Annotated in this window: 19 protein-coding genes and 1 pseudogene; 2 read left to right on the top strand and 18 right to left on the bottom strand. The window is 42.4% G+C overall.

What is annotated here, in order from left to right; genetic code table 11:
* Window positions 1-5 precede the first annotated feature (5 nt).
* The 7 genes from aroB to HED61_RS10865 all read right to left on the bottom strand — a co-directional run bounded on the left by aroB (window position 6) and on the right by HED61_RS10865 (window position 7,288).
* The gene (aroB, locus tag HED61_RS10895) at window positions 6-1,058 is read right to left on the bottom strand and encodes a 3-dehydroquinate synthase (RefSeq protein ID WP_103300870.1); all 1,053 of its coding nucleotides are present in this window, start codon (window positions 1,056-1,058) and stop codon (window positions 6-8) included.
* An 83-nt stretch (window positions 1,059-1,141) separates the two neighbouring features.
* Entirely contained in the window at window positions 1,142-2,167 is a 1,026-nt protein-coding gene (aroF, locus tag HED61_RS10890; RefSeq protein ID WP_003126590.1) for a 3-deoxy-7-phosphoheptulonate synthase, read from the bottom strand.
* A gap of 33 nt (window positions 2,168-2,200) precedes the next feature.
* The gene (gene aroE, locus HED61_RS10885) at window positions 2,201-3,070 is read right to left on the bottom strand and encodes a shikimate dehydrogenase (protein WP_113849704.1); all 870 of its coding nucleotides are present in this window, start codon (window positions 3,068-3,070) and stop codon (window positions 2,201-2,203) included.
* A gap of 418 nt (window positions 3,071-3,488) precedes the next feature.
* Complete coding sequence (locus HED61_RS10880) at window positions 3,489-4,247, bottom strand: ABC transporter ATP-binding protein (RefSeq protein ID WP_103300872.1); 759 nt, start codon at window positions 4,245-4,247, stop codon at window positions 3,489-3,491.
* On the bottom strand, window positions 4,247-5,131 hold the full coding sequence (locus HED61_RS10875) for an ABC transporter permease (protein ID WP_219645327.1): 885 nt from the start codon (window positions 5,129-5,131) through the stop codon (window positions 4,247-4,249). Before HED61_RS10875 ends, HED61_RS10880 begins: the two co-directional genes overlap by 1 nt.
* 173 nt (window positions 5,132-5,304) lie before the next feature.
* Window positions 5,305-6,363, bottom strand: coding sequence for a tryptophan ABC transporter substrate-binding protein (trpX, locus tag HED61_RS10870; protein WP_219645326.1), 1,059 nt, complete (start codon window positions 6,361-6,363; stop codon window positions 5,305-5,307).
* Between the two features lie 352 nt (window positions 6,364-6,715).
* Complete coding sequence (locus tag HED61_RS10865) at window positions 6,716-7,288, bottom strand: hypothetical protein (RefSeq protein ID WP_103300875.1); 573 nt, start codon at window positions 7,286-7,288, stop codon at window positions 6,716-6,718.
* A 141-nt stretch (window positions 7,289-7,429) separates the two neighbouring features.
* On the opposite strand from HED61_RS10865, the gene HED61_RS10860 reads away from it, so the two are divergent.
* On the top strand, window positions 7,430-7,819 hold the full coding sequence (locus HED61_RS10860) for a DUF1622 domain-containing protein (protein WP_003126597.1): 390 nt from the start codon (window positions 7,430-7,432) through the stop codon (window positions 7,817-7,819).
* A 200-nt stretch (window positions 7,820-8,019) separates the two neighbouring features.
* Window positions 8,020-9,717 (top strand): fibronectin-binding protein EfbA, encoded by a 1,698-nt coding sequence (efbA, locus tag HED61_RS10855; RefSeq protein WP_103300876.1) that lies wholly within the window; start codon window positions 8,020-8,022, stop codon window positions 9,715-9,717.
* A gap of 251 nt (window positions 9,718-9,968) precedes the next feature.
* Here efbA and HED61_RS10850 read toward each other — a convergent pair whose 3' ends face one another.
* The 11 genes and pseudogenes from HED61_RS10850 to HED61_RS10800 all read right to left on the bottom strand — a co-directional run bounded on the left by HED61_RS10850 (window position 9,969) and on the right by HED61_RS10800 (window position 21,489).
* Entirely contained in the window at window positions 9,969-10,457 is a 489-nt protein-coding gene (locus HED61_RS10850; RefSeq protein ID WP_138371873.1) for a pyridoxamine 5'-phosphate oxidase family protein, read from the bottom strand.
* Window positions 10,444-11,388, bottom strand: coding sequence for an AraC family transcriptional regulator (locus HED61_RS10845; protein ID WP_005473157.1), 945 nt, complete (start codon window positions 11,386-11,388; stop codon window positions 10,444-10,446). The genes HED61_RS10850 and HED61_RS10845 overlap by 14 nt, the downstream gene beginning before the upstream one ends.
* 253 nt (window positions 11,389-11,641) lie before the next feature.
* Window positions 11,642-12,010: an iron chaperone gene (locus tag HED61_RS10840; protein ID WP_003126601.1), complete on the bottom strand. Its 369-nt coding sequence runs from the start codon at window positions 12,008-12,010 to the stop codon at window positions 11,642-11,644.
* A 30-nt stretch (window positions 12,011-12,040) separates the two neighbouring features.
* The gene (locus HED61_RS10835) at window positions 12,041-12,718 is read right to left on the bottom strand and encodes a carbonic anhydrase family protein (RefSeq protein WP_034704506.1); all 678 of its coding nucleotides are present in this window, start codon (window positions 12,716-12,718) and stop codon (window positions 12,041-12,043) included.
* A 149-nt stretch (window positions 12,719-12,867) separates the two neighbouring features.
* A complete protein-coding gene (gene pyrE, locus HED61_RS10830; RefSeq protein WP_005473159.1) occupies window positions 12,868-13,503 on the bottom strand; it encodes an orotate phosphoribosyltransferase in 636 nt (211 codons plus the stop codon).
* Window positions 13,500-14,219 (bottom strand): orotidine-5'-phosphate decarboxylase, encoded by a 720-nt coding sequence (pyrF, locus tag HED61_RS10825; RefSeq protein ID WP_005473160.1) that lies wholly within the window; start codon window positions 14,217-14,219, stop codon window positions 13,500-13,502. The genes pyrE and pyrF overlap by 4 nt, the downstream gene beginning before the upstream one ends.
* Window position 14,220: 1 nt before the next feature.
* On the bottom strand, window positions 14,221-15,141 hold the full coding sequence (locus tag HED61_RS10820) for a dihydroorotate dehydrogenase (RefSeq protein WP_071870113.1): 921 nt from the start codon (window positions 15,139-15,141) through the stop codon (window positions 14,221-14,223).
* Window positions 15,142-15,930 (bottom strand): annotated as a pseudogene (locus HED61_RS10815) (dihydroorotate dehydrogenase electron transfer subunit); the annotation flags it as partial. It lies immediately after the preceding gene.
* 10 nt (window positions 15,931-15,940) lie between these two features.
* Window positions 15,941-19,123 carry a carbamoyl-phosphate synthase large subunit gene (gene carB / locus HED61_RS10810; RefSeq protein ID WP_219645325.1) on the bottom strand — a complete coding sequence of 1,061 codons (3,183 nt, stop codon included), beginning with the start codon at window positions 19,121-19,123 and terminating at the stop codon, window positions 15,941-15,943.
* Window positions 19,124-20,203 carry a carbamoyl phosphate synthase small subunit gene (locus tag HED61_RS10805; RefSeq protein ID WP_219645324.1) on the bottom strand — a complete coding sequence of 360 codons (1,080 nt, stop codon included), beginning with the start codon at window positions 20,201-20,203 and terminating at the stop codon, window positions 19,124-19,126.
* Window positions 20,200-21,489, bottom strand: coding sequence for a dihydroorotase (locus HED61_RS10800; protein WP_005473168.1), 1,290 nt, complete (start codon window positions 21,487-21,489; stop codon window positions 20,200-20,202). The genes HED61_RS10805 and HED61_RS10800 overlap by 4 nt, the downstream gene beginning before the upstream one ends.
* Between the last annotated feature and the right edge of the window lie 2 nt (window positions 21,490-21,491).

Here is a 21,491-nt window from a genome sequence, read left to right as displayed (position 1 = left end):
CTTTTTTATAAATAATTTTTGATTTCTTCTGTAGGGATCGTAACGATCTTCGCTTGACCGATTTTTTCTAACAAAATAATCTTCAATTGGTTTCCTCGGGTCTTTTTATCATGAGTGATCGCTTGATACAACTGATCTTTGTCAACCGATTCTGACTGAGTAGGCAAATGAAACTTGCTGATCATTTCTATTAATTGGGCCGTAGTTCCTTTTGGAGATAATCCTATGGACTCCGCGTGTTGGGTGATCATCACCATGCCGATTGCTACTCCTGCACCATGGCTGATTTCAAACGCTGCTGTTTTTTCTAGCCCATGTCCGATGGTATGGCCGAAATTCAACATCAAGCGACTGCCATGATCGAAAGGGTCTTCCTCGACAACTTTTCGTTTGACCGTTAAAGCCGCGGTGATCACTTGTTCTGCATGGTCCAATAATGCCGTCTCATCTTGCAATTCGGCTAGTTTTTGCCATAACTGGTCATCAGCGATTGCTGCCGACTTAATGATCTCTGCAATTCCTTCTTGTACGCGATAAAGTGGTAATGATCGTAAGAGTTCTGGATCGATCAAAACACCAGCGGGTTGGGCAAAGGTTCCAACCAAATTTTTAGCATTTCCAGTATTGACAGCTGTTTTGCCGCCAATACTAGAATCTACTTGCGCCAATAAAGTCGTGGGAATCTGAAGAAAATGGATTCCTCGCATATAGGTCGAAGCCACGAAACCTGCTAAATCTCCGATTACTCCGCCGCCCAGCGCAATTATTCCATCGCTTCGGGTCAGCCCAAGTTCTGCTAAACGATCATAAAGAATCGTCGCTTGCTCAAGAGACTTGCTCTTTTCTCCCGCTGGAACAACAAGTAATTTTGCTGCAAATCCTTCATGAGTAAGCGCATCAATAATGACTTGTCCATAGATTGGGGAAACGTTACTATCCGTAATAACTGCGATCCTTTGAGGTTGCCAAAGTCCTTTGACCCATTTCCCTACTTCTTGAAAGGCACCTCGTTGAATGACAATATCATACGAATGTTCTGCTAAATTTATGTGTAACATCAAATGGTACACTCCTTTTTTTAGACTTCACAATGACTTGATTTCTTCTGAAATAGCTGTCACTCTCAGCTGAAAAACGACGATTATTTTTGCAGTGCTTTGATTTCTTTCATCGCTTTTTCCATGATATGGACTTCATTCATCATATTCATGTAGGTTTTTTCGTTCAATGATTGAGGACCATCAGACCAAGCATTTGCCGGATCTGGATGGATCTCAACGATCATGCCGTCTGCGCCCGCAGCAACCCCAGCTCTAGCCATTGGCGGAACTAGATCCCAGATACCCGTCCCATGACTAGGATCAACGATAATTGGGAAATGACTCAACTTTTTGATGATCGGTACAGCACTAAGGTCGAATGTATTCCGCGTTGCTGTTTCGTATGTTCGAATTCCCCGCTCAATGAAGATCACTTCACTTTTATCTTGAACAGCAATGTATTCTGCAGCATTCAACCATTCATCAATTGTTCCTGAGATTCCCCGCTTTAATCCAATAGGTTTTCCTGTTTTACCGACAGCCGCTAATAGTTTGAAATTCTGCATGTTACGAGCACCGATTTGCAAAATATCGCTGTATTCCGCAACCATATCGATATGTCCTTCGTCCATTACTTCAGTGATGACTTTCATCCCTGTTTCATCGGCAGCTTGACGGATGTATTTCAGCCCTTCTTCTTCCAGACCTTGGAAAGCGTAAGGAGAGGTCCGAGGTTTGAAAGCACCTCCTCGTAAGATTTGAGCACCGCCAGCTTTGGCGATCCGTGCACATTCACGGATTTGTTCTAATCCTTCGATCGAACATGGGCCAGCCATTGTTACGAAATGTCCATCTCCGATTTTGACACCATCAACATCAACTACCGTGTCCTGCGGATGAAATTCCCGCGAAGTCAATTTATACGTATTGGAAATACGAATTGCGTCTTCTACACCATCGTAGCTGCGAAAAGCGACATCTTGGATCAGACGCGTATCTCCTTTAAGTCCAATGACGATTTGTTCCTTCCCTTGATTGACCTGTACATCTAATCCTTCTTTTTTGATTCGTTTCACAACAACTTCTACTTGTTCTGCCGTGGCATTTGGTTTCATAATTACGATCATTTTTTCTTCCTACCTTCATAGTTATTAGTTTTTTTACATTTTTTCAATCAGTGTTTTAACTTTCTCAATCGGCATTTTTTTATCAGTCCATAGCTCAAAAGCCGCCGCGCCTTGGTAAAGCAACATACTTAACCCATTGGCTGTTTTTGCTCCCGCGGCTTTTGCTTCACGCAACAGCCGTGTTTCTCGCGGATTATAGATCACGTCATAAACTGCCAACGATTCTCGTAACATTCCGCGGTCTTTTAATGGGCTGGCATCTTCCTGCGGCTTCATTCCAACACCAGTCGCATTTACTAGCAATTGGCTCTCTTTGATCGCCAGACCCAATGCTTGCTGATCATCTAGATCACCAAGTGTGATGTTGCAGGTAGTAGCCGCCGCGATTTGTTGCAGCTTGCTTTCAATCACTGGATAAAATTCATCGTTTCGATTAAAAACATGAATGGTTTCTACCCCATCTAAGGCAGCTTGACTAATAATTGCTGTAGCAGCACCACCAGCGCCGATAACTGTCATGGTACCGCCAATAATCGAGACTTCGATGTCTCCTAGCGCTCGCATAAATCCAATCCCATCCGTATTGTGACCGATCAAATGACCTTTGTGGTTGACGATTGTATTGATAGCACCAATCAGTTCTGCGGCAGGAGATAATTCATCGACTAAAGGAACAGCTGCCATTTTGTGCGGCATCGATAAATTGACTCCTAACAAATCAAGCTGACGAATACTTTGGATACTTGCTGCTAAACTTTCTGGTTCAACATCAAAAGCTAGATAGACAGCATCCACTTTTTGATCTTCAAAAGAAAGATTATGCATGGCTGGCGAGATGCTGTGTTTGGCAGGTTTCGCAAACAACGCTGCTAAACGGGTGTGTCCAGTGATTAATTGGTTCATCCTATTCATTCCTTTCAACAAAAAAAGATGTCCACTGTAAATTGATAGAATCTACAGTGAACACCTTCAAACATTACATATCAGCTGATATGTGAATATAAAAAATAGCCACTATAGATTTTACGATCTACGTGGCTTTAAAGTCATTACGAAATGCCTTAGCCATCATAGATACAAACGAGTGTTTGTACCCATGTCTTTCATGAATACAAACCTATCTAAAATAGCTAAAGTAATATTTATTCAGTTGTGAGGGGTTCGCTTGCAATTGTTTCATGATTGTTCGCTCCAAACTGATGTAAGATTGTCCTAAGTATAGGTTGAACTTTGAAAGTTGTCAATGATTTTTTCTTATTTTTTTCATTTCACTGGTTTTCATTTATTTTTTTCTGCGATTTTCACTGGTAGATTCGGTTTTCTAAAGGTCGTCTTCAAAGAATAGTAATAGATCTTGCAAACGAAGCTGCGCTTTTTCTGCTGCGGATAAATCTTTCACGATCTGCCCTTTACGAAGCAAGATCAATCGGTTGCCATATTTTAGAGCATCTTCCATGCGATGAGTGATCATCAAGCAAGTCAACTGTTGTTGTTCCACTCGATCTGCAGTGATTTGCATCAACTGTTTAGACGTTTTCGGATCCAATGCCGCAGTATGCTCGTCTAAAAGCAGCAATTTTGGGGTCTGGATCGTTGCCATCAAGAGACTCAATGCTTGGCGTTGCCCACCAGATAAATTTCCTGTTGGTGTATCCAAATGTTGTTCGAGCCCGTTGCCCACTTCTTGACATAATTGATAATAAACATCTTTTTGTGCTTGTAATTGGCGCAAATGCAAATTCCTTTTCTGTCCACGACGTTGCGCCAACAATAGATTTTCAGCGACGGTCATTCGCGGCGCAGTGCCCATTTTAGGGTCTTGAAAGACTCTTGACAAGTAAGCAGCTCTTTTTTCTTCTGACAACTGCGTGACATCTTGGTCATCGATCAAGATCTGACCACTAGTAAGTGGCAGTGAACCGGATATACAATTAAACAATGTACTTTTTCCAGCACCATTGCCGCCGACTACAGTCACAAATTCCCCTGGTTGCAGTTTTAAATCTACTTTCTGTAAGAGCGTCTTCTTTTCATGAGGACCATTGCCAATGATTTTGGTTGCTTTATTGATCGTTAACATCATTCATCCTCCTTTTCGAAACCCGTCCGCAAGTGCAGTGCATTTTTGAATTGCGGGATCAACAGACAAAGCGTCAAGACCATCGCCGAAAAGATTTTTAAGTAAGTAGTATCAAAGCCAGCTCTGATCACAAATAGGATCAACAGCTGATAAATGATACTGCCCACAACAATCGCTACGAGCCGCTCCAATAATGTTAGTTCGCCAAATAATACTTCACCGATGATAATCGATGCTAACCCTATTACAATGACCCCGATTCCTTTACTAACATCTGCGTAACCATCATTTTGGGCGATCAATGCCCCAGATAATGCAATCACTCCATTGGAAACAACTAAGCCAATGATCTTCATAGTGTCTGTGTTGATCCCTAGTGATTTAGCCATATGCTCGTTGTCTCCTGTGGCAATATAGGCTTGCCCAAGATTGGTATGGAAAAAGAATAGCAAGATAGCCCCGATCACTAATACCATCACTAATCCGATCAACACAGTATCAAAGTAATTAGGCAAATTTAGCTTCGTGAAGAAATCTTGGATTTTTGGTTGATTCAATAGAGAAAGATTTGGCGAGCGCATCACAAACAGCATCACTGAATTTAGTCCCGACATCACAAGGATTCCAGCTAGAATTACTGGGATCTTGCCTTTCGTATATAAAAGACCAGTTACTAATCCGGCACACATCCCCGCACCTACCCCTAAAAGAGTAGCTACTATCGGTGAGACACCTTGCGTGATAGCAGTCACACAGACCGCGCCGCCAAGAGGAAAAGAGCCCTCAGTAGTCATATCTGGAAAATTTAAAATTCGATACGTCATAAAAATACCTAACCCAAGAATCCCCCAAAGGAATCCTTGCCCAATCGCTGAAACGATCATTTTTTTTCCTCCTCGTTACTTGTTTTTCTATCTGTCTTCCAAACCCCTGTCCTGACAACAAGAAGTTTCTGTCAGGACACATACTCCTTAAAAGCAATAGATTTTTTTCTTGTTTCTTTATGAAACGTTAGTTAGCATTGCTATAACCCTTTTAAGAGTAGCTGTTTCAATGGTTAGTCTGTGCTTGATGTTGTTTCGATCGCTTCGTCAGAAATGAGTCTGGCTTTTTCTTTGAGTGCTTCTGGAATAGTGATGCCAAGAAATTCAGCTTGCTTTTCATTAATGACCGTATCGCCATCTTTAAAAGTATAGATGGGGGTTGTTGCTGGATCAGATTCCCCTTTTAAGATCGCAGCTGCCATTTTACCTGATTGGACACCTAAGCTAAACTGATTTTGACCTACAGTCGCCAAGCCACCTTGTTGCACCATGGTTTCTGCTGAGGTGATGATTGGTGTTTTCGTTTTGTTTGCTTCTCCGACAACGGTCTGCATCGCATTGGCAATCGTATTATCTAATGGGATAAAAATGAAATCGACGGTTTCTGCCATCACCTGTACCGTCTGAGCAATTTCATTGCTTGAAGGAACTGCATATTTTTTTGACGTCAATCCATATTTTTCTGCGGCCGCTTCTGCTTCTGCTGCTTGATACTTGGAGTTATCCTCTGTTGAAGAATATAAGATACCAACTGATTTTGCCTCTGGCATCAATTCTTGGGCTAATTCAAACTGAGCAGCTACTGGTGTTTTATCTGATACTCCAGTGATATTTCCTCCAGGTTTATCCATATCAGCTACTAGATTGGCCCCAACCGGATCGGTCACTGCGCCTAAAACGATTGGCACATCCTTAGTAGTATTAGCCAATGCTTGAGCAGCAGGTGTTGCTATCCCTACTAATACATCAGCGCCTTTGTTCAGCAATTGCTGACTCATGGTCGCTAATTTACTTTGATCCGCTTGGCCATTTTGAAATTCGATTGTTAAATTATCCCCTTCGGTATAACCCGATTGTTTTAACCCTTCTTTGACGCCTCGAGTGATTTCGTCGAGCGCTTCATGACTGACAAATTGCAGAATACCCACCGTTTTGTGTTCTTTTTTTGCTGTTTGATCCGTAGGTTGTTCAGCGGATTCTCCTGTTTGTTTTGCTCCCATTTGGTACCCAAAAGCCGCCAATAAAAATCCAAAAATAACAATAACTGCAGCAATTAATCCTTTGTTTTTCATTTTTAACTCTCCTCGCTTCTTTCTCATTTTTTTGTTTATACTTGAGAACTAAAAAAAGCAACTGCCGACAATCCGGCAGTTGCTTCAAGCAAAAACCGCATAGACTAATCGTTCTATGCGGTGAAAGATTCATTTACCAGCATAGATACAGCACTTTAGAAGGTTCTCTAAAAAGTTGTATCTATGGATTGAGGACCACCAATACAACTATCTACGCCAGTTTTGCCATGAATTTGATTGCAATGCGTAAAATAGTCTCATATTAGCTCCTCCTTTTTCCATTTGTTTAACTTAGTTTAGCGTATTGATAAAAGAACGTCAATAACTTTTATTCAAATTGTCAGATTTTTTCTTACTCTGCTAATTTGCGAATATTCCACATTGGTAACCGATTCAATTCAGGAATAAATTCTTCTGCAGGATCTTTAAGTGATTGATAAGTAAACCGATTTTTCTCTTGTCCGTTTTCAAAGAAAACAAAGGTGATTTCATTTGCTTTTACACCGTAAGTATCTAAAAAAGACTGTGTATCATATACGATCGGATAATAGTACACGGATCGATTCATTTCACTCTCTTTATCATTAAACAATTGAAACACTTCTGCCAACTCTTCGCCATTCGGTTTACTAAACATCACAGAAATGGCTTTTGTGTCACGAATCGTCTGATCTGCTTCTGCATATTCTAATGGTTCGATCTTATCAGAAGGCAATTCTTCAAAAGCCATCTTGTGGATCAGCGATGTTTTGATCCTCGTTTGAGAAGTAATAATCACTACAGCAAATAGCACAGCAAGTAGAATACCCGTACCTAAATAATACATGGTCTTACGCTGATTTTGGTAGACACTTTGGACAAAAGCTTCCCAGCTTTCTCGCATCTTCTCTTTTACCAACTGAAAAAAATTCTCGAATCGCTCCATCCTAAACCCCGCCCTTTTCATCTGCCATCAACCTTATCTTTATACTAGCAAGATGTCTTGGGAGCGTCAAGAAACTTCCCATATAACTTCCCATATTAAGTAAAATTCGATAAGATAGAGAAAAAACCAAAGGAGTTAGTCATGGCTGATCTTGCTGAACTTTTAATGGATAATGCAATCCCCATTTTAGATTTAATCGTCGTTTGTCTGAATCTGCTTTCAATTTTAGTGCTTGTGTGGGGAGTTGTAAAAGCTGGTTTTGATTTTATTCGTTTTGAAATAAAAGCGAAAGACCGTATGAGTGCGGCCAGAGAAAACAATTTTATTCGAAATTTTCTCGGCAGTTATGTTTTGCTTGGTTTGGAGATCTTGATTGCTGCAGATATCATTGAGACCATCATCCATCCGACATTTGCCGATATCGTCCGATTAGCAGTAGTCGTAGTCATTCGAACAGTCATTTCCTATTTCTTGAATATGGAGATTGAAAAAGCCCTAAAGGATGCACAAAACAATAAAACGGACTCTTAGTGAATGCTTCAATATATCCTAAATCTGATGGGGTATGTCCTGCTTGGATCAGGATTGGTCTTTCTGGTTTCTTTTCGTTATAATAGAACTACTCGATTCAATCTGGATTCGTTAATTTTACTTACCTTTATCGGTCAAATGACTTAACCTCAAAAATTGAATGAGAAAAAAGTTTGATAAAACAGAAATGAGGGAAACAAATGTCCTTCGATGGCATCTTTACCCACTTGATGGTTCAGGAATTACAAAATGAACTCGTCAATGGTCGAGTGAATAAAATTCACCAGCCTTATGAGAACGAAGTGATCTTCGTGATCCGTTCTCAAGGGAAAAATCACAAATTATTGCTATCTGCCCATCCGAGCTATGCTCGGATTCAATGTACACAAGCTACCTATACCAACCCAGAAACACCTCCAACATTTTTGATGATGTTACGGAAGTATTTAGAAGGCGCAATCCTGGAAACGATTGAACAAGTTGCGAATGATCGAGTCGTTCATTTCCATTTTACTCGTCGTGACGAATTAGGCGATTTACAGAACTTTGTTTTGATCGTTGAATTGATGGGCAGACACAGCACGATTCTCTTAATGAATCGGGCAACCGGTAAAATCGTTGATACGATCAAGCACATTGGCCATTCGCAAAATACGTATCGTACCTTGCTGCCAGGGTCCCTTTATGTTGCTCCGCCAAAACAAGACACTGTTGATCCGTATACACTCAATCAAACAAAAGTCTTTGAAATGCTGTCTCGTCTAGAAGAATTGTCGCCCAAAGTCTTGCAGCAGACTTTTCAAGGATTTGGCAGGGATACGGCAGATGAGCTGGTATCTCGTCTGAAAGAACGGCCAAATGAAAAAGTAACCGTTTGGGAAGAATTTTTTGCCGAGCTAGCGGATCCTGTTCCTACCTACTTAAAATCCGGGAACAAAGAATTCTTTACTCCGGTCCCCTTTCATTCACTGATGGAACAAGCGGACTGGCAGGAAACTTACCAGAGTCTAAGCGAATTGCTTGATGCGTTTTATCATGAAAAAGCTGACCGTGACCGAGTAAAACAGCAAGGCAGTGAATTACTGAAAAAAATCGACAATGAGCTGAAGCGAAACAAGCACAAGCTAGAAAAAAGACAGCAAACTTTGCGAGAATCTGAGAATGCGGAAGAATTCCGTCAAAAAGGCGAGCTTTTAACGACTTTCATGGCGCAAGTCCCTCGCGGTGCAGGCGAAGTGGAATTAGCCAATTACTATGATGAGAACAAACCAATAAAAATTGCCTTAGATCCGGCCTTGACACCCAACCAGAACGCGCAAAAATATTTCCAGCGTTATCAAAAGCTGAAAAATGCTGTCAAACTGATTCATCAGCAAATTGCTGAAACAAAAGATGAGATCGCCTATTTGGAATCAGTTGAAGCACAGTTGGAAATTGCCGCACCGAAAGATCTTTTGACGATTCGCGAAGAACTTGCTGCCCAAGGATATGTCAAAAATCGAACGAAACAACGGAAAAAACAAACGCCCTCGCAACCGGAACGTTTTCTCTCTTCTGATGGAACGGAGATTCTGGTAGGCAAAAACAATCTGCAAAATGATCAGTTAACATTAAAAACGGCACGTAAAACAGATTATTGGCTCCATACGAAAAATATCCCCGGGTCTCATGTGATCATTCGGTCGGATTCACCTAGCGAAGAAACAATCTTGGAAGCCGCAGAATTAGCTGCCTACTTCTCGAAATACCGCCACTCCGCACAAGTACCTGTGGATTTGGTACAAGTCAAACATATTCGCAAACCAAATGGTGCAAAACCAGGCTTTGTGATTTATGAGAACCAGACGACTTATTATGTAACGCCTGAGGAAACAATTTTGGATTTAAAACAAAACTAACGCTGTTCTTTTGCTGATTTTCCAAAAAAATGGGCGAAGAACAAAAAAATGACCCGCTTACATGTCTCTAACACACAGCCTTCTCGTCAATCGCTGAGAATGGGTGGATAGAACAAATCCGTAAGCGGCTCATTTTTTATGGAAAAATACTTGGAATCGCTAAGAAGCTCTCGGACACATCAGCCAAGCCATTTCATCGAAACAACGCTAGTCCAGATGACTGATCAATGGAATCGATGCATTGTTGGTGGTTAAAAAGTATCATTTTGATCAATCATGCGCTTATTTTCAAAATCAAAATGATAGAGCTTTTCCCAGTGATTGATATTCAATGTCCCTTTCGTTAACCGAATGGCAAGAAAACAACAGCCTTGATCCGCTTCATCATTAACTTCATCGTACCAAACAAACGCCTTGCGAATTTTCTTTCTCAATTCCGCATTTTTTGGGTCCAAGACCCATCCTAGATTTTCTCCGAAGCCATTAGCGGTAAACCATTCGCCACAGACTGCGATAGAAACTTCGGGATTTTCTTTGATTTGCTGGATTTTGTTGGAGCTTTCATGGGTCGATACATAAAAGACACCATTCTCATAATAAGCATCGACATCCCGCACCATAGGACGAGGCAGCCCATTTTCACCGCAATTGCGCGCAATCGTTGCTAAAGAGATCAAATTGTCTTTGTCGTTACCAAACTTTTCTTCCAGTAATGTCAGGCCCTCTTCATAATTCATCATTTGTTTTTCCTCCTTGAAAATTTTCTCTTGTTTTAAAAGGAATCCATAATTCGACAATCATGATCTCCGCTTGCGATTGTCGATAAAGCTCAGGAAAAAAGCCATCCGCTATCAAACCGTGTTTTTTTAGCCAAAAACGAGTATACCTCATTGCCTTACCCATCCCGACGATCATTTGTGCTTTAGTCGTCTCAAAGCTGCAAACAACATAGTCACGGGCCGGTAATGTCCAGCTTGTCAGATGGCTCAGGTCTTTCTCATATCTTCCAGTGACAGATTCTGCCCCGACAAAATAACTGGAATGACCTGCTGGTGCCTCTCCTGGATAGGAAACACCAATGAGCGTCTCTGCTCGCAAAAATGGATGATTGGCGCAAGCGTGAAAAAAGTCTTGCCAAATCTTTTCAACTGGATCTACGCCGGTTCTTTCTCCTAGCATTTTGCCGTACTTGAAAGGATAATAACCAACGATACCATTGAAAACCCGCGGCTGATCCATTGTTTTCTGCTGTATTGCTAAGACGACCCCTTCACTGATCAACGGTTCCCCTTCCTCTACCACAATATGGCTCAGGGATAAATCTGGTTTATCGAAATTTTGTAATGGGAGCAACTGTTTCTGATAGTGTGAAGGTGAAATGCCATAAACTTCTTTAAACGATCGCGAAAAAGAAATAGGATTATTGAATCCAACCTCCAGCGCAACATCAATGATTCGCCGTTGCTGTTCTTGTAAATAGGTGGCTGCTACAGCCAAACGGCGTAACTTGATATACTCTCTGACTGAGGATTTGACTAATCGCGTGAATAAACGCTGATAATAAAACGGCGACAAAGCAGCAACTTTGGCTAACTCATCAATTTCGATTGTCTCAGCTAAATTTGCTTCAATATGGTCCAATGTTTTCTGTATGGCTTCCCATGCATGCATAGAAGTCTCCTTTCTCACACTATAAAACAACTAAAAGAAAAAAGCTTAACGGCCTCTGCTCTTTTTCCTAAAAAAGATTCGATTGTGCTTTTGTTCACAATAGTTGGTATTTTTAAAAGGATTTTCGTGTATTTTCCACTATTTTAGCATAATTCGGTCGCTATTGTCTGATGATCCCGGATTTAAACCAAAAAAAAAGACGAATAAATCGTCTTTTTTGTTGGCCATTAAAATTTATTTTCAGAACGACTATCTAGCGCCAAAAGGTTTGACAATCCGCTTTGTCTTCCATATTAAAACGGATAATGTCGAAGATCAGCTTTTCGTCAACCGGCTGATCCCATAAAATACGAAAAATGTTTTTTGTTTGTGAATAGCCACTTGCTTCAATGCGGGTATTGAACAAGGCCATCGTTTTCACTTCTGGCGAGACTGAGAAATGTTTCTTCGAACTGCTAATCCCCAAGATGAAGGTTCCATGATCCGTAAACATCGGCTGGTTCCAAGCAATTCGGGTCTGCAAATCCGGGAATTCAGTTAATATATGTTCAAATAATGGCTCCAGGACTTTTCGCTGTGCCTCTGACAATTCTTTTGTTAGGTACTCTTGAAACTGATCCATTTCGTAGCCTTCCTTTCGTTCGCTAGACCATCAGTAAAAGTAGATTGGTCGGTCTTTTCGATCCTGCAATGGACGATTATTGTTTTCCAAAACTTCTTCACGAAATTCCAGAATAAAGCGACGACTCATCTCGCCTACCCAGTCAAATACAAACCAGTTGATTGGACCTTTAGTTGGAGGAGTTGTCAAAGAACCTACATAGTGAAAATGGTGGGTCATTTCCGGTAAAAACATCGATGGGTCAAACCATTGGGTATGGTTTTTGAAATCCCAAATACTATCATCTTGCTGATTACAGATCCAGTTTAATTTATCTGTTAACCGGAACAAAATACCGACGACTAAGTTTTCTCCTTGTTCATTCATATGTACCAAATGAAATTCAAGTTCTTGCTGCTCATCATCGATGATATGCTCAGAAGGCATATGAAAATGAATATCCGTTAGGTAGTAATTGATGCCTTGAAAGGTCACGTAACTTTCTTTATTGTATGGAACAAAATGAATCGTATTTTTAAATTCTTTTTCAGTAAAGCGTTCCCGATGGTAATGGAAGCTTAAATCCTCATCGACAGGTTCCTCTGTATCGTCATGGTAAAGCGCAATGGGCGATTGCAATGGAAACTTCGCTCCTTCAGCATACCAGTCACACAATGTGTGCCAATACTCAGGACCATTCTCCCCAGAATAACTCCATGGAACATCCATATTTCTTTTCAATAAAACTGCCTCCCTATTGAAACTGGCTGCCTTTCAACTGCCAGATAACTTTTGATGAATCGTCTCAAATCGTATCAGAAAAAAGATAAAAATAAAACGAATATGCTCTTGGATCACTCCAGGCATATTCGTTGTTCTTATTTACCAGTCCAAGTTTGAGGTGACTGTTTCCATTGCTGCAGCAATGCAATATCTTCTTTTCCGATATAGTCCATCTCTAATGCAGTATCGATCATTGTTGAATAGTTGGTCAACGTCACTAATGGCAACTGGGCCTTTTCAAAGTTGGTTAATCCCTGCGGCAATTCATAGGTAAAGATCGCTGCCACCCCCAGAACATTTGCCCCTTCGCGAGCGGCTGCTTCGCAAGCTTCTAACACACTGCCGCCAGTAGAGATCAAATCTTCGATCACAACCATTTTCTGACCTTCTGTGATACGTCCTTCGATTTGGTTTCCTTTGCCATGATCTTTGGCTTTGCTGCGGATATAGACCATTGGCAAATCAAGAATATCTGCCACCCAAGCGGCATGTGGGATCCCAGCAGTAGCTGTACCCGCAATTACTTCGACGTCTGGAAAGTGTTCTTTGATTTGCGCAGCCAAACCACTGGCAATCGCTTTACGTACAGCAGGGTAACTCATTGTCATACGATTATCACAATAAATCGGGCTTTTGATGCCGCTTGCCCAAGTAAAGGGTTCATTTGGACGTAAAAATACTGCTTCAATCGTTAAAAGGTCTTTGGCAATTGCTTTACTGATTTCTGTCATTGAATAGCTTCCTTCCATGCTTGTTTAATTTCCTGGTAAGTATCAAAAGGTGTTGCAGATTGTGTGATTGGTCGACCGACAACAATCGCAGAAGAACCAATTTGTCTTGCTTTTGCTGGTGTGACGATTCGTTTTTGATCTCCGGCATCACTACCAGCCGGACGAATTCCTGGGGTTAAGCACATAAATTCAGGATTGGTAGCTACCTTGATGGCAGCAGCTTCTTGGGCGGAACAAACCACGCCAGCTAATCCTGCTTTTTCTGCACATTGAGCATAATGACGCACGCTTTCTTCTAAAGAAACAGAAATTAGCTGTTCTTGCTGCATTTGTTCTTCGCTAGTAGAAGTCAGCTGTGTGACAGCAATCAATAGCGGCACATTTTGGCCTTCCTTGGTTCCATTTTGCAGTCCCCGCTTTGCTGCTATCATCATCTCAATACCACCCGCCGCATGAACATTGGTGATCGCGACCCCAAGATTTGCCAAACGTGTCATGGCCCGCTCGACAGTATTGGGAATGTCGTGAAGTTTTAAGTCTAAGAAAATATCATGGCCTAAATCTTTTAACCAGCTGACGATTTCTGGTCCTTCTTGATAAAAGATTTCCATACCGACTTTGACGAATAATTTTTCTGTTTTAGGAAATTTCTCTAAAAAAAGCTCAATTTCTTTTTTGCTTGGAAAATCCAAAGCAATAATTGGTCGTTCAATCATCTTAATGCCCCTCTCTTACTTCCTTGATCAACTGTGCCAAAGATTCGATACCTAATTCTGCCATTCGTACAGGCAATTCTTCGATCAACTTGGGACAAATATAAGGATCGGTAAAATTTGCGGTACCAACTGCTACCGCACTCGCTCCAGCTAAATACATTTCTAACACATCATCAACCGTCATCACACCGCCCATGCCAATGATTGGCAACGAAGAAACTTGTGCCACTTGTTTGATCAAACGAATCGCCACTGGCTTGATGGCTGGGCCTGAGAGCCCCCCGGTCTGGTTGGCCAAAATAGGACGTCGTGTCTTCAAATCAATGCGCATACCCAATAACGTATTGATCATCGTGAAACCATCGGCACCCCCCGCCTCGATTGCTTTTGCAATGGGTACGATATCGGTCACATTTGGCGATAGTTTGACATAGATTGGCACTTGCGAAACTGCTTTGACCGCTTGGGTCAGTTCTTTCGCCACTTGAGGATCGGTACCAAAAGTAATACCACCATGTTTGACGTTTGGGCAGGAAACATTTAATTCAATGGCTTTTACATTCGGCGCTTGACTGATTTTTTGACAGACAGTGACATAATCTTCTTGAGTGGAACCAGCCACGTTTGCGATGATCGGCAGATCTGGATGCTTTTGCGCTAACTCTGGCAAAATGTCTTCCATGACTACTCGAAGGCCAGGATTTTGTAAGCCAATCGCATTCAACATGCCGCTTGGTGTTTCAGCCACTCGCGGTGTTGGATTGCCAAAGCGTGCTTCTGGGGTCGTGGCTTTGATCATGACGGCACCGAGCTGACTGATATCATAATACTTGTTGTATTCTGCGCCAAAACCAAAACAGCCACTAGCCGGCATTATGGGGTTTTTGAGAGACAACCCCGGTAATTCAACAGCTAAAACCACTTAAATAACCACCTTTCCAGCTTGAAAAACAGGGCCTTCGTCACAGACTTTGACACTTTTGGTCCCTGTTGGATCATCGGCTTTATGACAAACACAAGCATAACAAGCACCAATCCCGCAAGCCATGCGAGATTCCAATGAAAGTTGCACATTCGGACAGTCTTGGAAAAGTTGTTCAACCGTTTTTAACAAGCCATTGTTGCCGCAGGCAAAAACAGCCGCAGGTTTGCTATCGGCTGCTAACAATAGATTACCGACATTCCCTTGAACGCCATAGGTGCCATCATCCGTTGCGATTCGTGTATCCCCTAGAGCTTGAAACGCCTTTTCGTAATACATGACTTCCGAACTAGCAAATCCCAAAAAATGAATCGTCCGTACACCTTTTGCGACTAATTGTTTGGAAAGTTCGTAGAGTGGCGGAACTCCGATACCACCACCTACGATAAAAACAGTCTCATCTTTTTGTAAATCTTCGATATGAAAGCCATTCCCTAGAGGGCCTAAAACATCCAGTTGATCCCCGCTTTGCAGATGGGCAAACCGCTTGGTCCCCTCCCCTTCTGTCCGATAAATGATGCGACAACTTTGGCTTTCTTGATCGATCCAGCTAATACTGATTGGTCGTCTTAAGAGAAAGGCATCATCCGGCACTCGAATATGCAGAAATTGTCCCGGTGTGGTCATTTCTTGAACGAGAGCACCAGAGAGAGTCATCTCGTAGATTCGCGGTGCGAGCATTCGCTGTTTTGTAATGGTCATTCGTTCTTGTTTCATGAGCTGTTTTCCTTTCTGACTGCTAGATTGCTTTCGTTGAAAAACCTCTTGATTCCATTACTTGAAGAATGGCATCAGCGGTGTCTAACGAGGTGAAGAGCGGCACCCCATGCTCGACTGCTTCCCGGCGAATAATAAATCCGTCTTCAGTGGCTTTTTGCCGATTTTTGTCCATTGTATTGATCACCACTTGTGTCACGCCTTTTCTGATGAGATCAACGACAGTTTCATCTTCTGTTTCCGAGATTTTCGCTACCCGGGTGACTGGCAAGCCATAGCCTTCAAAGTAATCGGCTGTTCCTTTTGTCGCTAAGATCGAGAAGCCGATTTCGAAAAAGCGCGCAGCCAACACGGCGGCCTCTGCTTTGCTTTCATCCGCTACGGTAAAGAGAACTTTCCCGAATTCCGGAATATGCAAACCAGCTGCTTCAAAAGCTTTATATAAAGCTTTTTCTAAGTTTTTGTCTGAACCCATGACTTCACCGGTTGATTTCATTTCCGGACCTAAGTAAGTATCAACTTTTTGTAACTTGGTGAAAGAAAAGACCGGTGCTTTGATATGAACTTCGTTTGGTGTTGGATAAAGGCCATCACGGTAGCCCAGATCCGCCAATTTTTCTCCTAAAATCGCTTTTGTCGCGATCTGTGCCATAGGAATCTCTGTGACCTTGCTCAAAAATGGAACGGTTCGGCTGGCCCGAGGATTGACTTCAATGACGTAAACTTTTTCCTCGTGGATAACAAATTGAATATTCATCATTCCGACACAATTCAATCCCAATGCTAACCGTTTCGTATAGTCTTCGATGGTGGCAATCGTTGCGTCAGAAAGGTTTTGCGGTGGATAGACTGCCATCGAGTCACCTGAGTGGACCCCTGCTCGTTCGATATGTTCCATGATTCCCGGAATCAGAACCGTCGTGCCATCACAAATTGCGTCAACTTCACATTCTTTCCCTACTAAGTACCGATCGACTAAAACAGGATGTTCGGGAGAAGCTTTTACTGCATGCTTCATATAATCTTCCAGATCCGCTTGGTTCTCAACGATTTCCATTGCCCGACCACCTAAGACATAACTCGGACGAACAAGGACCGGATAACCGATGCGATTAGCGATCGCCACTGCTTCCGTGGTATTTGTAGCAGTATCTCCTGGGGGTTGCGGAATAGCTAATGCCTGTAGCGCTTGTTCAAAGAGATCACGGTTTTCAGCACGATCGAGGTCTTCGATACTCGTACCTAAGATGCTGACTCCTGCGGCAACTAATGGCTCCGCCAAATTGATCGCTGTTTGACCGCCAAATTGAACAATGACCCCAATTGGTTGTTCCAGTTCGATCACATGCAAGACGTCTTCTAGTGTCAATGGCTCAAAATACAATTTATCGGAAATCGAGAAGTCTGTCGAAACGGTTTCCGGATTGCTGTTCATAATAATGGCTTCATAGCCCGCAGCCTGAATTGCTTTGACCGAGTGTACTGTTGCATAATCGAATTCCACACCTTGACCGATGCGGATCGGCCCAGAACCTAAGACTAAAACAGATTCTTTTTCACTGCGAACACTCTCGTTCTCAAACTCATACGTACTATAAAAGTAAGGCGTTGCCGACTCAAACTCGGCAGCACAAGTGTCTACCATTTTGTAGACGGGAAGCAACTGATTTTCCTTACGGATGTCTCGAATCTCTTGTTCTGTCATCTGCCATAATTCAGCAATTTTTTTATCGGTAAAGCCGTTTTGCTTCGCTCGTTTTAATGTTGTAAAATCTTGGCTGTTGGCAGCAAGTTCTTGTTCGATTTCATAGATGTGCAGCATTTTATCCAAGAAGAAAAGATCGATTTTAGTCATTTCATTCAATTCTTCAATAGCATAGCCGCGGCGAATGGCTTCCATGACATAAAATAAGCGATCATCTTGCGCTTTGATCACCTTATCGATCAAGTCATTGTCTGAAAGCTGTTCTAATTCTTTCATTTCAATATGATGTGTGCCGATCTCCAATGAACGCACAGCCTTCAGCAAAGATTCCTCGATATTCCGACCGATAGCCATCACTTCACCGGTTGCTTTCATCTGTGTCCCTAAACGGCGTTCGCCGGACTCAAATTTGTCAAAGGGCCAACGAGGGATTTTGGCTACCACGTAATCCAATGCCGGTTCAAACTCGGCATAAGTTGTTTCTGTGACAGGGTTTTTCATTTCATCTAATGTCAACCCAACAGCAATCTTTGCTGCTAGCTTCGCAATCGGATAGCCAGTTGCTTTACTTGCTAAAGCAGACGAACGGGAAACCCGGGGATTGACTTCGATCACATAGTAATTAAAGCTGTGGGGATCAAGCGCTAATTGAACATTACAACCGCCCTCGATTTTCAATGCGCGAATGATTTTTAGAGAAGCATCACGCAACATTTGGTACTCATAATCGGAGAGTGTTTGACTCGGTGCAAAAACGATCGAATCACCTGTATGGATCCCGACAGGATCAAAGTTTTCCATGTTGCAGACAACGATCGCATTATCGGCTGAATCCCGCATGACTTCATATTCGATTTCCTTATAGCCGGCAATACTGCGTTCGATCAGACATTGCGTCACTGGTGACAGTTTTAGACCATTCTCAGCAATCACTCGCAATTCCTCTTCATTATTACACATACCGCCTCCAGTACCGCCAAGGGTAAAGGCTGGACGAACGATGATTGGATACCCAATCTTAGTTGCAAAAGTAACTGCTTCTTCCACTGTTGAAACGATCTCCGATTCAGGAATCGGTTGATTTAACTCTTCCATTAATTGCTTGAATAGATCACGGTCTTCTGCTTGATCAATCGCAGCTAATTTGGTTCCTAACAACTCGATTTCCAACTCATCCAAGATGCCTGAATTGGCTAATTCCATTGCCATATTCAAGCCGGTTTGACCGCCTAATGTTGGCAAGATCGCATCCGGACGTTCTTTCCTTAAAATCCGGGAGACAAATTCGAAAGTGATTGGCTCAATATAGACTTTGTCGGCAATTTCTTTATCAGTCATGATCGTTGCAGGGTTCGAGTTGACCAGCACAACTTCATAGCCTTCTTCTCGCAACGCTAAGCAGGCTTGCGTTCCTGCATAGTCAAATTCGGCTGCTTGGCCAATAATGATCGGTCCAGAACCGATAACCATGATTTTCTTAATATCTGTACGTTTTGGCATTTAGTTCTGCTCCTTCCATGCATCGATCATTTCTAAAAATTCATCAAACAAATGTACGCCATCATGAGGTCCCGGTGCAGCATCTGGATGATACTGAACACTAAATGCTGGGTAGCGACGATGACGGACACCTTCAATGGTTCCATCATTGACTTCCACATGAGTGATGATCAGTTTCTCTTGATCAATCGATGCTTCTGCTACTGCAAAACCGTGATTTTGTGAGGTGAAATCAATTCTTCCTGTAGCGATTTCTCGAACGGGATGGTTCAATCCTCGGTGACCGAATTTCATTTTGTAAGTATCAGCGCCATTAGCTAAAGCAAACAACTGATGTCCTAAACAGATACCGAAAATCGGTACTTTTCCTTGGATTTCTTGAATCATTTTGATGGCTTCAGGGAGGCTTTTCGGATCACCAGGTCCGTTGGTCAGCATGACACCATCTGGCGCGAGATCCAAAATTTCCTGTGCGGTGGTATTGTAGGGTAAAATCGTCAGATTACAATTTCGTTGAGAAAGTTCTCTTAGAATGCTGTGTTTCAAGCCAAAATCGATCACGACGATATTCCGTCCTGTTCCTGGACTTGGATAAGGCTTTGAAGTTGAAACTTGTGCCACTTGATTGGTGGGCAAAACGGCTGCTTTCAATTGATCAAAGGCATGAGCAAATTCATCATTGGCATCCACAATACTAGCTTTCATCGATCCAAATTGGCGGATTTTACGAGTCAAAGCCCGAGTATCGATTCCTGCGATTCCCGGAATGTTTTTGCGCTTTAGAAATTCGTCTAAGGTCAATTGTTTCCGCCAGTTGCTGGCTACACGAGCATGTTCTTTCACTACAACACCTTTACAAGTGGGAGCGATTGATTCATAGTCATCGCGATTAACACCGTAATTTCCCACCATTGGGTAGGTAAAGGTGATGATCTGACCGTTGAAACTTTGATCCGTAATGGTTTCTTGATACCCTGTCATACTAGTGGTAAAGACAATCTCGCCATAGACATTGATCTCTGCGCCAAATCCCTCACCTTCAAATAATGTGCCATCTTCCAAAATCAACCAGCGTTTCATAAAATCCCCCTACCTTTTTGCCAAACTAATTTTCCATTGACCAATGTATGGGTGGTATCCCCATATAATGGCCAGTTATTAAATGGTGTGTTTTTTCCTTTTGAAAGGAATTGATCCGAATCGACAGTATAAGATGTCTCTAGATCAAAAATCGCGAGATCTGCCGGAGCTCCCACCATTAATCTGCCAGCTTTCAATCCAAAGATTTCAGCAGGCTTCTCGGTCATCCAAGCCACCGCTTGTTGGAGTGTAAAGCGGCCCGTTTTGACAAAATGCGTATAAATCAATTGAAAAGCATATTCTGAACCGACGATTCCAAATGGTGCTTTTAAAAAACTTTGCATTTTTTCGTCATAGCCATGTGGCGCGTGGTCTGTTGCGATACAATCGATCGTCCCATCCAGTAATCCTTCGATCAATGCCTCGCGATCTGCTCTACCTCTAAGCGGCGGATTCATTTTCCAAAATCCTTCATCGCCAGGGATATCTTCATCGATCAAAAGCAAGTGATGGGGGGAAACTTCTGCCGTCACATGGATTCCTGCTTGTTTGGCTTCACGTATGACCCGCACACTTTCTTTTGTCGAAACATGGCAGACATGGTAATGGGCCCCGGTTTCTTCTGCCAGCAGTACATCCCGGGCAATTTGTGATGCTTCTGTGGCACTAAGAATCCCCGGCAAGCCTAATTCTGCTGCTCTCTTACCCGCATGCATCACACCGCCAAATAACAGAGAGTCATCTTCTGTATGCGCCACTAATGCCATTTGGTTTTTGGCCGCTTCTTTCATCGCCAAGTACATCGTACCAGCAGTTTGGACGCCAACGCCATCATTGGTGAATGCAAAAGCGCCGGCTTCTTTCAATGCTTTTTGATCCGTTAAAACTTCACTACGTAATTCTTCTGTGATCGGTGCATACTGCAAAACATGAACCACGGCGTCTTCTTGGATACGCTGGTAGACTTGTTGCAATTTTTCTGCGGTATCTGGCACAGGATTTAAATTTGGCATGGCACAAACCGTAGTGAAACCGCCACGAGCGGCTGCCATACTTCCTGTTTTGATCGTTTCTTTGTATTCAAATCCTGGCTCTCTGAAGTGAACATGAACATCCACTAATCCTGGAGTGATCAGTTGTTGCTTTGCATCGATCACTTGATCGAACCCTGTTTCTGAAAAAGTCGTTCCGATCGCTTGGATGATACCATCTTCGATCCAAATTTCTGCAGGGATACAATGATCACCGTCAGCGATGATCTTTCCGTTCTTAATGAGTGTTTTCATGT

This window comes from Enterococcus gallinarum (assembly GCF_021496385.1).
Classification (GTDB): Bacteria; Bacillota; Bacilli; order Lactobacillales; family Enterococcaceae; genus Enterococcus_D; species Enterococcus_D gallinarum.
This window is presented reverse-complemented; position numbering and strand designations above follow the sequence as displayed.